Below are 14,659 nucleotides of genomic sequence, written 5' to 3'. Positions count from 1 at the left end.
CTCAGGCGGTTCCGATCGCGCGGAACTTCTGCCACGACACAAACCAGATTTCGTCATTTGACTAAACGCCAATCATAACTCTATTTCACGTGGTGAAACTGGGAGGATTTTCGTGGCCGAAGTAAAGACGATCCGCGCGGTAGAGCGCGCGCTGGAGGTTATCGGTGCAATCCGGGCCCGTCGCGGCATGAGCCTCAATGAACTCAACCAGGCCACGGGGCTGCCCAAGGCCACCCTTTTGCGCATCCTCAAAACCCTCTCGGAAGGGGGCATGGTGTGGCAGCGCATGGCCGATGGCGCCTATGTCGCGGGCGCCCTGAAATTTACCGGCCAGCCGCCCGACATCACGGACAAGCTGGCGGAGATCGCCTCGCCCTTCCTTGCCGACCTCAGCAAGAGGGTCATGTGGCCATCAGTGATCGCGGCGCCGCGGATGGAATATATCGAGGTGATCGAGACCAACGGACCTATCGTGCGGCTGGATTCCGCGGTTCTCGGCCCGGTCGGCCTGAAGCTGAGCTATGTGCATACGGCAACGGGGCGGGCTTACCTGGCGGCTTGCAGCGCGATGGAGCGCGAGGCGATTATCGAGCGAATCCGCCCCGCACAGGCCGATCCCGAAGGCGAGCGCCTGCTGGAATCGATCGTGGAGCAAACCCGTAGACAAGGCTATTCTGCCCGCGACCCGGTGCATTTCTGGCCGGATCGCACCTACGATGCGGTGCGGGCAGACGGGCGGCGGTCGTTGGCGGTGCCTATCTATTCGGCTGGACAAGCGATAGCAGCGCTGAACCTGACCTGGCCCAGCAGCCGCACCACCTTGGCCGAGGTTGTCGAATTGCACCTGGCAACCATGAAGGCAACGGCATCGATCATCGGTCGCCGGCTGGATGAGGCCTTGGGGTGACCCCGGACCTCAAGCCTGCTTCTCCGTCGTGAAGTTTCACCAAGTGAAATGCATCCGCGATGGTGATGTTCAAACCGCTCAAAACGCCCCATCCCAAAAGTCGCAATAAAAAGCCTGCTCATAAGCGGGCGTCCTTTGGGAGAAGGCGAATGCGTACGAATTTCGTGCACCTGTGCGGCACGGCCATGGCCCTGGCGATTGCCGTTCCGGCAGCAGCTCAAGACACCGGTTCCTCTGATCAGCAAGGTGCAGACCCTGCTTCTCGAGAGACGGGGGTCAACGTGATTGTCGTGACTGCGCAGAAGCGCGCGGAAAATGTGCAGGACGTGCCCATTGCCATCTCCGCTTTCGGCGGTGACGCATTGCGCGAGCGTGCCGTTTCCGACGTGGCCCAGCTTTCCAACGCAGCACCCAACGTGACGCTTGATGCAGGCACGCCGTTCTCGGGCTCCACGGCGGTACTTTCCGCCTTTATCCGCGGCATCGGTGCGAACGACTTCGCCATGAACATCGACCCCGGCGTGGGGATCTACCTCGATGGTGTCTATCTTGCCCGCACTGTCGGTGCCAACCTGGACCTGCCCGATGTGGAACGGATCGAAGTCCTCAAGGGGCCGCAGGGCACCTTGTTCGGACGCAACACGATCGGCGGCGCGATCAGCGTGGTGACGCGCGAACCGGGTGACGAACTTGCCTTTACCGGAGACGTTGCCACCGGCCGATTCAATAGGCTGGATATACGCGGGTATGCCGATCTGCCGATCTCCGAGAACTTGCGTTCATCGGTCACTTTTTCCACCAAGAACCGCGACGGATACCAGAAACGCGTCCCCTTTCCGGCAGACGAGCCCTATTCGGCCGACCGGCCGATGGCTTTGCCGCAAACCGGGTACGAGACATCCCGCCGCGAAGGCGGGCAGGACGAATGGAGCCTTCGCGGTAAGCTGGTGTGGGATTCGGGCGACCGGGTGAAAGTGACGTTCGGTGGTGATTACATGCGGATCAACTCCTCCGCCATGGCCAATTCGGTGCTGGCCGTTACCACCGATGTCGGAGGCCCGTTCGCCGGCCTGGCCGCGAACAACATCCCCGGTACGGCGCTTGACGTGGCCACGGGATCGTCCGGCTTTTTCTTCGGCGGATTGTACAATTTCTGCATAAACGCGACGGCAGACCAGATCGCCGCGCGCAACGCTGGCGCCCTGTGCGGGGTGCGCGGTACGCCGTTGGACCCGGCGGCCAACCTGGCGCCGCTGGCCAGTGTGAATGTTGACGGCGATCCCTCTAACGACCGGTTGACCTATGACGATCGTTTCGTGTCGACGGACAAGGACAAGAGCTATGCCACCGGCAACAGCTTTTCCGACATGGAGACGTTCGGCTTCACCGGCATAGTGGACGTGGAATTGACCGACCGTTTTTCGCTCAAGTCAATCACCGGTTATCGCGATCTCAAATGGGCGTCGGGGATGGATCTCGACAATTCGCCGGTGGCGATTATCGAACCGTCTTTCTCCCTCTCGCAGAACCAGTTCAGCCAGGAACTGCAATTGCTCGGCGAAGCGATGGACGGTGCCATGAACCTGGTGGCGGGCGCCTATTACTTCCGCGAGGAAGGGTCGATGCGCGACTTTGTGACCTTTGCCGAAGGCCTGTTGCAGATCATCGGCCCGAACGACCTGGAAACCGAAAACTACGCCTTTTTCGGACAGGTCGATTGGCGGGTCAGCGACCTTGTCGGGATCACCGTGGGCGGTCGCTACACGTCCGAAGACAAGCAGTTCGTCGGCGGTCAGTCCGATGCCAACGGCTTCAACTACAAGCTGTTCAACTGCCCCGACTACAACGGCGACGTGGTGCCATGCCCCACCATCCTCGGCTTCCCGGTGGAAGGTGAGCCGCTGCGCTACTACGTCGACGGGACGCAGAAGAAATCGTTCAGCAACTTCTCGCCCATGGCCGGTTTGCAACTGCACCCGTCAGACGATGTCATGGTCTATGGACGCTGGTCGCGTGGCTATAAAACCGGTGGCTGGACCACGCGTCTTTCCAACCCGCTGCCGTATGCGCCCGATTTCGACGAGGAAAAGGCGGAGAGTTTCGAAGTGGGCGTCAAGGCGACGCTGTTCGACCGGATGCTGCAACTCAATGCCGCAGCATTCACCACCAAGTACAAGGGCATCCAGCTGAACTTCCAGCAGGGGGTCAGCCCGACGGTGCAGAATGCCGGTACGGCACGCATCAAGGGTTTCGAAGTCGAAGCCGTGGTGGCGCCGAGCTATGGCCTCACGATCAACGCATCGCTGGGTTACACCGATGCGACTTATACCGACGTCCTGCCGCCGGCGCAGGTTGCACCGAACCCTTTCCAGGCCGGGACTTTCGTTGGCGCGGACCTGCCGAAATCGCCGGACTGGAAGTTCAACCTGACGCCGCGATACGAGTTTGACGTCGGCGGCGGGTCAATCGCCCTGCTGGCCGATTACACCTATACTTCCCGCATGTGGAACGATTCAGAGCGCACGCTGCTGCTGGAAAGGCCGTCCGTGCACATGCTCAACGCCAATGCGACCTATGACGCGCCATCCGGCGGATGGAGCCTCACGGCCGGTGTCACCAACATCCTCAACGAACGGTACATCGTGACCGGGCAGTCGCAGGCCTTTGGTGCCGGCATGATCTATGGGACCTGGAGCCGCCCGAGCGAATGGTACCTGCGCCTTGGCGTCGATCTCTGAGAGCATGTAGAGCCGTTGCGGGCCGTCCGGGGCCGCAACGGCCATGATAGGAAGAATGGCATGTCCAACCTCGTACGCAACGCGTGGTATGTAGCCGGTTGGCGCGACGATTTCGGGCGCGAACCGCAGCAACGGATGCTGCTGGGCATGCCGATCGTGCTGTACCGCAAGCAGGACGGCAGTGTGGTCGCGCTGGAAGATCGCTGTGTCCACCGGATGGCGCCGCTATCGATGGGCAGCCTGGAAGGCGATGCGATCCGGTGCCTCTATCACGGGTTCAAGTTTTCGGCCGACGGGCAATGCGTGGAAATTCCCGGGCAAGACGAGATTCCGAAACGCGCCTGCGTCAAATCCTATCCGGTGATCGAAAACGGCAGTTGGGTGTGGGTGTGGATGGGCGATCCGCAACGTGCCGACCCTTCCGTCGTGGCGCAGTCCAAGGCGCTCGACGATCCGGAATGGGTGCTGAAGACCGGCCAGATCGATTACGAAGCCAATTACGAGCTGATCAACGACAACCTGCTGGACCTGACGCACCTGGCCTATGTCCATGCGGCCAGCTTCGGTGCCGATGAAGCATGGTCGCGCAGCCGGCCGCACGTCGAAACGCTGCCGAACGGGGTGCGCTCGTCCCGCTGGATTGCCGATACGCCGCCTGTCCCGCCGCTCGGCAAGGCGGCAGAGCTTGACCGGGTAGACATCTGGACCAGTTACGACTTCATCATTCCGGGCACCTTCCTGCTTTACACCGCGCTGTGCCCCACGGGTACGGCGCAGCGGCTTGGCGGCAGGGCGCCGACCGATGACGACGATATCCTGTTCGACAATTTCACCAGCCAGGCGGTCGTGCCCACAGGGGAAAAGACCTCGCGGTATTACTTCAGCTGGGGACCGGGCGCCCGCTTTGGCGGCGAGGATATCGCGCAGATCATGATCGACGTCGCCAAGGGGGCGTTCCTCGAAGACAAGGTGATGATCGAAGCTCAGCAAAGGATCATCGATTGTCAGCCCGATCGCCCGCCGATGCCGGCCAGCGCCGACAAGGGGATCACCATTTTCCAGCGAATGATGAAGTCGCTCGACCGTGCATGACGCGCAGCATTTTAGCCATAAGGGATTAAGCCAATGAAACGCCTGGCCTCAAGCGTGTCGGCCGTCATCGCGGTCTGTATCGGCGGAAGCCTGTGGGCGGCGGAGCCTGCAAACTACCCTGCTCCGCGGGCGCCTGAAAAGATTTATGCGCAGACCTGCGGGTACTGCCACGGTGTGAACGTCGGCCCGGTCATCCGCGGCCGCGAACTGCCGCCGGAGGTGACGAAGGCCTTCGTGCGCATGGGCCCCAACGCCATGCCGGCGTTTCGTGAGACCGAGATCAGCAATGAAGAGCTCGATGCCTTGGCCACGTGGCTCCAGCAAAGCGAAGCCGATCCGAAGGAGCGTGGACAATGAGCGGCATCAACAGGCGCACTCTGCTGGGTGCAGCAGGCGCGATCGGGGCCACGGCGGGCGCTGCAGCACTCGTCAACTCGCGCATGGCCAAGGGCCAGACAGTCGCCGACGTCAACGCCTTCATGAAGGAAATGCAGTCCATCGTGGGCGAAGAGTGGGCATACTGGGACCCGGAGGGGCTGCTCCCCTATGACAAGGCGTATGTGCCCGAGCCGACCGACCAGCTGCACCCCGTGGGGGCCGTGGCGCCGCGCACGGTGGAAGAAGTGCAGGCCATCGTGGCGGCGGCCAATCGCTTTCGCCAGCCGATCTGGCCGATATCGACCGGCAAGAACATGGGCTACGGCACGGCGGTGCCGGCAACGCCGGGACAGGTGGTGCTCGACCTTAAGCGGATGAACCGCATTCTCGAGGTGGACCCCGATCTGGGCACCTGCCTGGTGGAGCCGGGCGTGACCTACCAGCAGCTCAAGGACTATCTGGAAGAAAACAACATCCCGCTGTGGATCGACGTGCCGACCGTCGGCCCGATCGCCTCGCCAATGGGCAACACGCTCGATCGCGGCGTTGGCTATACCCCCTACGGCGAACATTTCCTGTTCCAGTGCGGCATGGAAGTGGTGCTGCCCGATGGCCAGCTGATGCGCACCGGCATGGGCTCCATCAAGGGATCGACGGCATGGCAGTCGTTCAAGTGGGGTTACGGCCCTTACGTCGACGGGCTGTTCACCCAGTCGAACTACGGCATCGTCACCAAGCTGGGCATGTGGCTGATGCCGGAGCCGCCTGCCTACAAGCCCTTCATGATCCGCCACCCGAACATGGAGGACGTGCCCGCCATCATCGAGGCGATGCGACCGCTGCGCGTGTCCAACCTGATCGCCAACTGCAACCTGATGATGAGCGCGTCGTACCAGCTATCGATGTTCAAGCGGCGCGACAGCGTGGTGCCCGATGGCGCTCCTCTCGACGATGCATCGGTGAAGCGCGCGGCGAAAGCCAACGGGCTGGGCATGTGGAACACCTATTTCGCGCTCTACGGCACGGATGAAACGGTGGCCGCGATCGAACCGGTCGTCCGCCAGGTGCTGACGGCCAGTGGCGGCGAAGTGCTCACCGAGGCCGAGATGGGCGACAATCCGTGGTTCCATCACCACGCCACCTTGATGAAGGGCGGGCTCAACCTTGACGAGATTGGCATGATCCGCTGGCGCGGTAGTGGCGGTGGCCTCGCGTGGTTCGCGCCGGTCGCCGCGGCCAAGGGCGACGAGGCCGAGCGGCAGACGCGCCTGGCGCGCCAGATCCTCGACAAGTACGGCTTCGATTATACCGCCGCCTTTGCCATCGGCTGGCGCGATCTGCACCACATCATCGCCCTGTTGTTCGACCGCAGCAATGCCGAGGAGCACAGGCGTGCAGACACTTGCTATCGCGAGATGGTCTCGCGCTTTGGCGAGCAGGGCTGGGCCAGCTATCGCACCGGGGTCAACACAATGGACCTGGTCGCGCAGCAATACGGCGCCGTGAACCGCGAGTTCAACGCCAAGATCAAGCAGGCGCTTGATCCCAATCACATCATCGCACCAGGAAAGTCGGGGATCGCATGAAGCATCTGATCACAGCAACCATCGCCGGCACTCTGGCGCTTGCGGCCAGCACGGCGCAGGCCGAGGAAAGCCCGCCGCCGGTTTCGCTGCTATCCTACGAAGTCATCCCGACGTCGGAGCTGAGCCTGCACGCCAACATGACGCTCGTATCGGGCGAAAACGACGCGGTGCTGATCGACGTGCCGTTCAGCCGCGCCGATGCCTATCGCGTCGTTGCGCGCATCCTCGACAGCGGCAAGACCCTCAAGGCCGTGTTGGTCACGCACGATCACCCTGATCACTTCTTCGGGCTGGACGTGTTGCAGGATGCCTTCCCGAAAGCGGAAATTCTCGCCGGGCAGGCCGTCGTCACCGACATGGTGCGCACCGTGCCGATCAAGTTCGAACGCTGGGGCCCGATGCTGGGGGCCAATGCCCCCGTCCGCCCTGTCGTGCCAGAGCCGGTGGAAGGCGGTGTCTATTCGCTGGAGGGGCATCCGCTCCGGATCCTCGGCCCGATGCAGGGCGATCATGTCCGCTCCACCGTCATTTGGGACGAACAGACCCGTACGCTGGTGGCGGGCGACGTGATCTACAACGGCATGTACGTCTGGCTGGGGGAGCACACGCCCGATCGCTATGACGACTGGATCGCCGCGCTCGACCGGATTGAGGCGATGAAGCCCAACCGCGTGATTGCCGGGCACACCTCTCCGGGCCGCACCAACGACAATGCCGGCATCAAGTGGACGCGCGATTACATCACCTTCATGGGCGAGGCCGCGCCAAAGGCGAAAAACTCGGCCGAGTTGCAGGCCATGGTCCGCGCCCGCTTTCCCGGCGCGACCGACGTTCTGGACTGCTTCCTGCTCTGCACGTCGGCCCAAGTGGCAACCGGCGAAATCGAACCCTGGGATGAATGATCATGCGATTTGAAAACAAGGCCGTTCTCGTCACCGGCGGCGCCACCGGCATCGGCCGGGCCACCTGCCAGGCCTTCGCCCGCGAAGGCGCAGCGGTGATGATCGGCGATCTGAATGACGATGCCGGCGAAACCGCGGACCTGATCTGCAGCGCGGGCGGCAGGGCAATGTACCAACGCGCCGACGTGCGCGACCCTAACGCCATGACAGACCTGGTCGGCAGGTGCGTTGCCGAATTCGGCGGCCTCCATGCGGCATTCAACAATGCCGGTGTCTTGCCGCCGCCGGTTCCGTTTCATGAAGTGCCCAAGAAGGATCTCGACCTGATCATGGACGTGGACCTCAAGGGCGTGTTCTTCGCCATGCAGGCGCAAGTGCGGCACTTCCTCGACAACGGCGGCGGTGCCATCGTCAACACGGCCTCTGTCGCGGGGAAGGTCGCCGATCCCAACATGTCGGCCTATGTCGCGGCGAAGCACGCGGTCGTGGGCCTCACCAAGGCGGTGGCCATCGAATATGCGCAGCGGGGCATCCGGGTGAACTGCATCGGCCCTGGCCTCGTGGCGACGCCGATGACGCAAGCCTGGCTGGATTCGCCGGAATTTCGCGAAGAGTTCTTCAAGCACAACGTTATCGGACGCGCGGCTCAGCCGGAAGAAATCGCGGGCACAGTCCTGCACCTATGTTCCGACGAGGCCAGCTTTACCAACGGTTCGTTCTTCGTGATGGATGGTGGACAGACATCGCATTAGCCGTTCCATGATCCTCGCTGCATGGCCTCGCCAAGAAGCTGCCGTTTTGAGACCTGCCTTCACAGTGTTTCCATGTCGGAATGAGCGAATGACTTTGGGCGTGGGTGCAAATGGCCAAGGACCACATGCTCGGTGAGCGCGGCAGTCTTGCGTTAGGGCGTCGTTGGCAGGGAGCGATTTAGCGGAAGCCGGCTCTATGCATGCCGGCAAGCACAACGCGCCTGACTTCTTCCGGTTCACCTCTCATCGCTCTCATAGCCGATCGGCGCCGCGCTTCTCCGGCCATTCCACAGATCACATCGGATCGACAGGAAAGTCCCAGAGCCTGCCCTCTGTGCTGTATGGCGATTGCATCAGCTTTCAGGTGTGCCGCAAGGCAGCTTCAAAGGTTGGGATTGGGGCGCGAAGCTGCCTGATGGCTTACCGCCTGGCGGATGGTAGCTTTGCTCGATCCGGCGACCGAAACCGGACCGGCAGCAAACGACCCCAATAGCGGACGCTATTGCAAGATCGGCTGCGTGAATTAACGAAATGGACTGATTGGTTTGTGGGGTCCGGGCATGGACCTACCCGCGCCGCCTCACGCGTCAATCAGGTGCATTTGCTCTGGCAGTGCCCCCCTCATTGAACCAGAATTGGGGAGGCGGTCCTGCTTCGGGCCAGACCGAGGCGATCGTGCCAGCATCGTAAAGCTTGCCGCCTTTCATCACGTGCGTCAGCGAAAGCGTGTTCGCGATAGTTTCACGAGGGTCTTTGGCCAGGATCACGAGATCGGCCAGCTTGCCGGGCTCGAGCGAGCCGAGATCGGCACTGCGCCCGATTGCCCGCGCTCCGTCAATTGTCGCAGCGGCAAGAATCTCCGATGGCGTCATGCCGCCCATCGCATAGGCCTGCATTTCCCAATGCGTGCCCAGCCCAGGCACTTCGCCATGTGCGCCGATTGCCAGCAGCCCGCCATACCGCACAAATCTGGCCGCGCTGGCCGCGACTTGCGGGAAAATGTAACCTTTCGGATCGGTCCATTCCCGTTGCCAGAACCTCTGATCGCGGAACCAGGGGGGAGCGAACCGGGCATATTTCGCATCGCCATGTGGAGTATCCCGGGCGATGAAATAGTCCTGCGCCGGATAGCCGCCGTGGGTAATCTGGAGCGTCAGGTCGTAACTGACACCACTGCGCGCCAGCAGTTTCGAAAGGTCCGCGTAATGCACCGGTGGCGGTATCGCGTGTTCGTTTCCTGCATATCCGTCAAGGACTTGCGACAGGTCCAGCTTCATCGCCAAAGCACCCTCTGTCGTTGGCTGAAGACCCAGTTTGCGAGCGGCCTGCACAATCCACTGACGAACCCTGCGATTGCCCGTCCGGTACATCTTGATATTGGTCAGGCGGTAGTGATCGCGGTAACGCCTGAGGACTGACTCGACTTGATCGTATGAACGAAAGTCGTTGAACGAAAACAGCGCCGGACCGGTTGAGAATATGCGAGAGCCTGTCATCAGGCCCGCATCGATTGCATCCTGATAGGCCAGCATATCGATCGAAAGCGTCGAGGGATCAAACGCGGTCGTTACGCCATAGGCCAGGTTGGCTGCTGGCCCCCATGCCTCGAAATCGAGGACATCCCGGCGGATGTCTGCGACGTGATCGTGAACGTCGATCAATCCGGGGATGATGTAAGCACCGCTGACGTCCCGCCTCTCGGCATCTGCGGGAACCGCAAGCGTGCCACGCGGCCCAATCGCGACGATACGGTCGTTCCCGACAAGAATCTCTGCATCGGCGATCGTACCTGCCGGCCCCATCGTGATCACAGTCGCCCCTTCCAGCAAGAGTTGGCCTTTGGTGATGTCGCGCGGGACGGTGATGTCGGCCGTGATGGTCCGATCGGATGAATTGTCGAGCTCACGAAAATGAAAGGTGGAGCCGATCGACCAGAAGTAGGACCGGCCGTCATCGCTCCAACCGAAATAGTCGGCGCCCACGGTGCTGACCTGCTCGTGCCCGACGGCACTGCTCGTCAGGGAAACCGTGCGCCCGCCTTCCTCGGGTATCGAGATCAGATGCAGCTGCTGGGCGATCTGGGCCAAGGCGTACTTACCATCCGGGCTGACGCGGATATCGTCTGCTTGGGCGGGGCCTTCGCTGAAATACCAATTGGGGCCTTCGACGGCGACACGCAGGCTGTCGTCCCTCACACCGTACACGCCGCTTGGCCTGTTCAAAAGAATCGTACCGTCGAAAAGGATCTGCGGCGTACCGCCCATCATGCCACTGGCCATGACTTGTTCGGAGCCATCGGCCCTGATCTGCACGAGTTCGGCATCCCGGAATTGCCCGAATTCGAGATAGGTCGCCAACCGGTCTGCCGTAGACGATCGGATGACCAGAATACCGCCATCGGGCGTCGCGACCGGATGCGTGTAAAATGCATGTGCGTTCGTCAAGCGAACCGATTTGCCGGTGGCCAAGTCATGCCGCCACACATGCCCACCTTCGCGCGCGGTCCAGCTTACGAAGATCAGGGAATTTCCATCGCGAGACCAGGCCGGGTGAAACTGTGGCGGCAAGTCCGGTGCGAGCATTCGTGCTTCACCACCTGCGCTCGGCATGAGATATATCTTGCCCAGGGCAGAGAAGGCCAACATCTCTCCATCAGGGGAAAGAGAGGCGTTCTGCAGGATCCGTACGTGAACAGGACCAGTCTCTACACGAGCAGGGGCCCTTGCCAGAGGAGCCAGTTCAGCCTGAACCCTTGCACGAAACGGAATCGTGCTGATTTGGCGGCTGGCAAGATCGATCCGGCGAAATTGGCCACCTGCGCTAAAAACGACAGCCTTGTCGTCGGGTGAGAAGGCAAAGCGCGGAGCAATATCGCTCCAGTACGAAGCCTGCAGCGATACGGGATCGAGCGGGGCAAGATCGGTTAACTCCCCTGTTTTCAGATCGAGCAAACGCAAGACCGCTGCACCGGGGCGCCACTCTACGTAAGCGAGCCGTTCGCCATTATGAGAGATAACCGGCCTGAAGGCGCTCGACTGAATCTTCCCCAGACGAATATCGCCGACCGCCTCGACCAGTACATCGACCTCGCCGGTCTGTATTTCCCGGCGGACGATCTGCCACTCGACCGGTTCGGCAAGGTTCAGATCGCCACCTCGCGAGGCATAGTAGAGATAACGACCGTCCGGGGATGTTACGGCACCCAATGCATGGTGTAACCTGTCGTCACCTTCGGTGCGATTGGCGATGATTGCTTTGCCCATCCCGCCCCTGGATGCGTCGAAACGCCACAATTCGTAAGCATTTCGATCCGGCCAATAACGCGAAACTGTCAGCGACAGCCCGTCGGCACTCCACGATGGCGAGGTAAAAATCGGATCGTCATCGTAAAACGAAACCTGCCGGGCCTCGGTGCCGTCCGGCCGAACAACCCACAGGTTCTCCGCGCCGGACCGGTCCGAGAGAAAGGCAATCGACTTGCCATCGGGCGCAAAGACCGGCTGCGTATCGAAAGCCATGCCGCGGGTGATTGCGCGTGCTTCACCACCTTCTGCGGGCAACACGTAAAGATCGCCCAGCATCGCAAAAACGATCCACCGTCCATCCGGCGACAGATCAGGCTGAAGCGCGGTGCCTTCCTCGACGTCGAACGCGATCTCGCGCGTCGGCTTGAGAGGCAAGGTCTGCCCCGGTCTAGCGGGCGGAGTGGGGGATAGCCCAGAAGGCGGTGTTTCGCCTGACGCCGAAGAGCTTTGCGGCCCGGCGGATAGAACCTGGTTCGTCGTGCGATCGTGCGCAAAAACCGGCCCTGACATCAGGAGGCAAGCGATCGATAGTGCCAGCCTCCTGAATGTCATCACCTTTGGCCTTCCTGTTGTCAGAACTTGTAGGTCGCCGTGCCAATCACCTGGCGGCCCGCACCGAAGTTACAGTTAAATTCCGCAGCACAACGGGCAACATACTTCTTGTCGAAGATGTTGGAACCGTTGACTGCAAAACGCCAATTGGGCGTATCGTAGTGGATGATGGCATCGAACAGCGTCGAGCTTTCCGAAGCGTAGACAACCGGGTTGAAAGGTCCCGGCACACTGCCGGCACTGCTCGATACATGACGGACGCCCGCACCAAAGCCGAGGCCGGCCAGACCGCCGCGCTGGAACGTCCAGTCTGCAAAGAGCGAAGCCTTGTGCTTCGGCGTGACCGGCAGCGGCTCGCCCACTTCGGCGGCAACTTCACTGTCGATGATTTCGCTATCCGTGTAGGAATAGGCGGCATTGATCGCGAGTTGATCGCGGATACGTGCGACAAGTTCGAGCTCACCACCCTGCACCTTGACCTCGCCCGACTGTGTCGATCCGATCGGGGCAGCCACCGGGGAATAGACCGCGCTGGTCACGTTTTTCTGACGAATATCGAAGAGCGCCGCGGTGGCGAACAGGTCGACGTCAGGACCAAGCGAACGCCCGTCAAACTTTACGCCTGCTTCCCACTGCTCGCCACTGGTCGGCTTTAGCGGGTCACCATCGAGATCAACGCCAAGCGTCGGTTCGAACGAAGTACCATAGCTTATGTAAGGGACCACGCCCGCTTCGGTGACATAGCTTAGGCCCGTACGCCAGGTGAATTCCTCCTGGCTGCCCTTGGCGCCAAAGCTGTCGAGCTTTACCCAGTCGTACCGGCCCGAAAAGAGCAGGCGAAGGCCACCTATCGCGATCTGATCCTGCGCGTAAATACCCGTCTGCTTCAGCGTCTGATCGGTGTACGGGAACAGTACGGGCGTATCGACGAAGGCATCACCAAGATCATAGACCGGATCAAACAGGTCTATCGAGACGGCGCCTTGCGCGCACGGGAAGAACAGCGCATCGACAGGCCCGCAGAATCCGAAGGCCGCTTCGTTATCTACGTCGCGGTAATCGACACCTGCCAGCAGCGTATGCTCCACAGCGCCCGTCATCACCTTGCCATCGAGGCGCGTGTCGAGAGCGAGTGCCTTCACGTCTTCGGCATAAGGAAAGCTTGACCGCAGAACCCGGCTTTGTGTCTCATCGGTGAAACCGGAGGCGTAGATGACCTTCTGGTCCTCGGAATACTTCGAATAGCGGGTATTGACGGTCAGGCCGAAATCGCCAGCGAAATCGTGCTCGAATTCAAAACCAGCGCCCCACTGTTTCCGCTCGTACTTGTTGTAGTCCGGCGCGCCGAGATTGGCGCTTCGGCTCAACTGACCGTTCGGATTTTCCAGCAAGGTACCAACGACCGGAAGGAAGCCGTTCGTATCGCCGTTTACTTCGTCATACTGGTAATAGGACAGCAGCGTCAGATCGGTATCCGGGCCGAGATGCAGCGTCAACGCGGGGGCGGCATAGAGACGCTTGGCGTCGACACCGTCACGCTCTGCACCACGATCGCGAAACAGGACAGTGCCACGTACGTCGGCAAAATCGCTCGCCGCACCGGTCGCGGTCATGGCTATCTGCTTGTAATCATCGGTGCCGTATTTCATCGACACTTCGCCGCCGAACGCGCTTTTGGGACGACGGCTCGTCTGATTGTAGATGCCACCCGGGGGTGCCGAGCCATACAGGACCGAGGCCGGCCCCTTCAGGATATCCAGGCTTTCGAATGCGTAAAGATCAAGGCCATTGGAGAAAATCGTCGAGGTTACAGGGGTCGCAAGCCCGTCGACGAACTGTTTGGGCGGAAAACCACGCACCTGGATGAAATCGAAGCGCAGGTCGGGCCCGTAGTTCTCGCCCGAGGCACCCGCCACGTATCGCACCGCCTGCTGGGCATCGATGAAGTTCAGGAGATCCATCTGATCGCGACTGACCACGCTCACCGATTGGGGCGTCTCGACCAGCGGGATATTGCTTTTCGTCGCAGTCTGCGCGGCGGTCGGAACATACATAGGGGCCGTAACGATAATAACCCGCTCGCCCCCTTCCGTTGTTTCTATGGTCTCGAGGCTGTCGGTTCCCGTAGTGTCCTGTGCAAGAACCGGTGTGCTGCTAAGTGCGAGCACCGTGGCCATGGCGGAACCTGCAATACCCGCTTTGGCGGCGGCACGGCTGAAGTCGACGAACTGAGCCATAGTTTTCCCCTTTGGTATCGTTGAGCAACCGTCGATCCCTCCGACGGCGCCACGCATTTCCAATTACGTAATACCCTTTCTTCCCTCGGCCCATTCGCCAGGATGGGCCATCTACTGTTCCTAATTGGTCATGCATTATGGTTGGCGGGGTACTGTGACTTTTTTGCTCCACAGACGGGCGGGCGATGGCTGGCCCTGCAAATTGGCGGG

The 14,659-nt window shown here is 61.1% G+C and carries 9 protein-coding genes; 7 read left to right on the top strand and 2 right to left on the bottom strand.

Annotated features, from left to right (window positions below):
• Nucleotides 1–112 precede the first annotated feature (112 nt).
• From FAX90_RS04685 to FAX90_RS04655, 7 genes are all read left to right on the top strand, one after another.
• Complete coding sequence (locus FAX90_RS04685; RefSeq protein ID WP_240704716.1) at nucleotides 113–907, top strand: helix-turn-helix domain-containing protein; 795 nt, start codon at nucleotides 113–115, stop codon at nucleotides 905–907.
• Between the two features lie 149 nt (nucleotides 908–1,056).
• Nucleotides 1,057–3,645: a TonB-dependent receptor gene (locus FAX90_RS04680; RefSeq protein WP_170234866.1), complete on the top strand. Its 2,589-nt coding sequence runs from the start codon at nucleotides 1,057–1,059 to the stop codon at nucleotides 3,643–3,645.
• A gap of 60 nt (nucleotides 3,646–3,705) precedes the next feature.
• Nucleotides 3,706–4,737, top strand: a complete 1,032-nt coding sequence (locus FAX90_RS04675; protein ID WP_144095971.1) for an aromatic ring-hydroxylating dioxygenase subunit alpha — start codon at nucleotides 3,706–3,708, stop codon at nucleotides 4,735–4,737.
• Between the two features lie 33 nt (nucleotides 4,738–4,770).
• Nucleotides 4,771–5,094 (top strand): c-type cytochrome, encoded by a 324-nt coding sequence (locus tag FAX90_RS04670; RefSeq protein WP_144095969.1) that lies wholly within the window; start codon nucleotides 4,771–4,773, stop codon nucleotides 5,092–5,094.
• Nucleotides 5,091–6,701, top strand: coding sequence for an FAD-binding oxidoreductase (locus FAX90_RS04665; RefSeq protein WP_144095967.1), 1,611 nt, complete (start codon nucleotides 5,091–5,093; stop codon nucleotides 6,699–6,701). Before FAX90_RS04670 ends, FAX90_RS04665 begins: the two co-directional genes overlap by 4 nt.
• Nucleotides 6,698–7,603 carry an MBL fold metallo-hydrolase gene (locus FAX90_RS04660; protein WP_144095965.1) on the top strand — a complete coding sequence of 302 codons (906 nt, stop codon included), beginning with the start codon at nucleotides 6,698–6,700 and terminating at the stop codon, nucleotides 7,601–7,603. The genes FAX90_RS04665 and FAX90_RS04660 overlap by 4 nt, the downstream gene beginning before the upstream one ends.
• A gap of 2 nt (nucleotides 7,604–7,605) precedes the next feature.
• Entirely contained in the window at nucleotides 7,606–8,355 is a 750-nt protein-coding gene (locus FAX90_RS04655) for an SDR family NAD(P)-dependent oxidoreductase (RefSeq protein ID WP_240704715.1), read from the top strand.
• 587 nt (nucleotides 8,356–8,942) lie between these two features.
• Here FAX90_RS04655 and FAX90_RS04650 read toward each other — a convergent pair.
• On the bottom strand, nucleotides 8,943–12,035 hold the full coding sequence (locus FAX90_RS04650; protein WP_170234865.1) for an amidohydrolase family protein: 3,093 nt from the start codon (nucleotides 12,033–12,035) through the stop codon (nucleotides 8,943–8,945).
• 197 nt (nucleotides 12,036–12,232) lie between these two features.
• Complete coding sequence (locus FAX90_RS04645; RefSeq protein ID WP_144095959.1) at nucleotides 12,233–14,449, bottom strand: TonB-dependent siderophore receptor; 2,217 nt, start codon at nucleotides 14,447–14,449, stop codon at nucleotides 12,233–12,235.
• Between the last annotated feature and the right edge of the window lie 210 nt (nucleotides 14,450–14,659).

This window comes from Croceicoccus sediminis, from assembly GCF_007570835.1.
GTDB lineage: Bacteria > Pseudomonadota > Alphaproteobacteria > Sphingomonadales > Sphingomonadaceae > Croceicoccus > Croceicoccus sediminis.
The sequence above is the reverse complement of the archived record's forward strand: the minus strand, read 5'-3'. Positions and strand labels throughout refer to the sequence as shown.

Coding starts and splice junctions, on each gene's coding strand:
- FAX90_RS04660 (WP_144095965.1), top strand. CDS start 6,698: ATGAAGCATCTGATCACAGCAACCATCGCCGGCACTCTGGCGCTTGCG.
- FAX90_RS04675 (WP_144095971.1), top strand. CDS start 3,706: ATGTCCAACCTCGTACGCAACGCGTGGTATGTAGCCGGTTGGCGCGAC.
- FAX90_RS04645 (WP_144095959.1), bottom strand. CDS start 14,449: ATGGCTCAGTTCGTCGACTTCAGCCGTGCCGCCGCCAAAGCGGGTATT.
- FAX90_RS04665 (WP_144095967.1), top strand. CDS start 5,091: ATGAGCGGCATCAACAGGCGCACTCTGCTGGGTGCAGCAGGCGCGATC.
- FAX90_RS04655 (WP_240704715.1), top strand. CDS start 7,606: ATGCGATTTGAAAACAAGGCCGTTCTCGTCACCGGCGGCGCCACCGGC.
- FAX90_RS04680 (WP_170234866.1), top strand. CDS start 1,057: ATGCGTACGAATTTCGTGCACCTGTGCGGCACGGCCATGGCCCTGGCG.
- FAX90_RS04670 (WP_144095969.1), top strand. CDS start 4,771: ATGAAACGCCTGGCCTCAAGCGTGTCGGCCGTCATCGCGGTCTGTATC.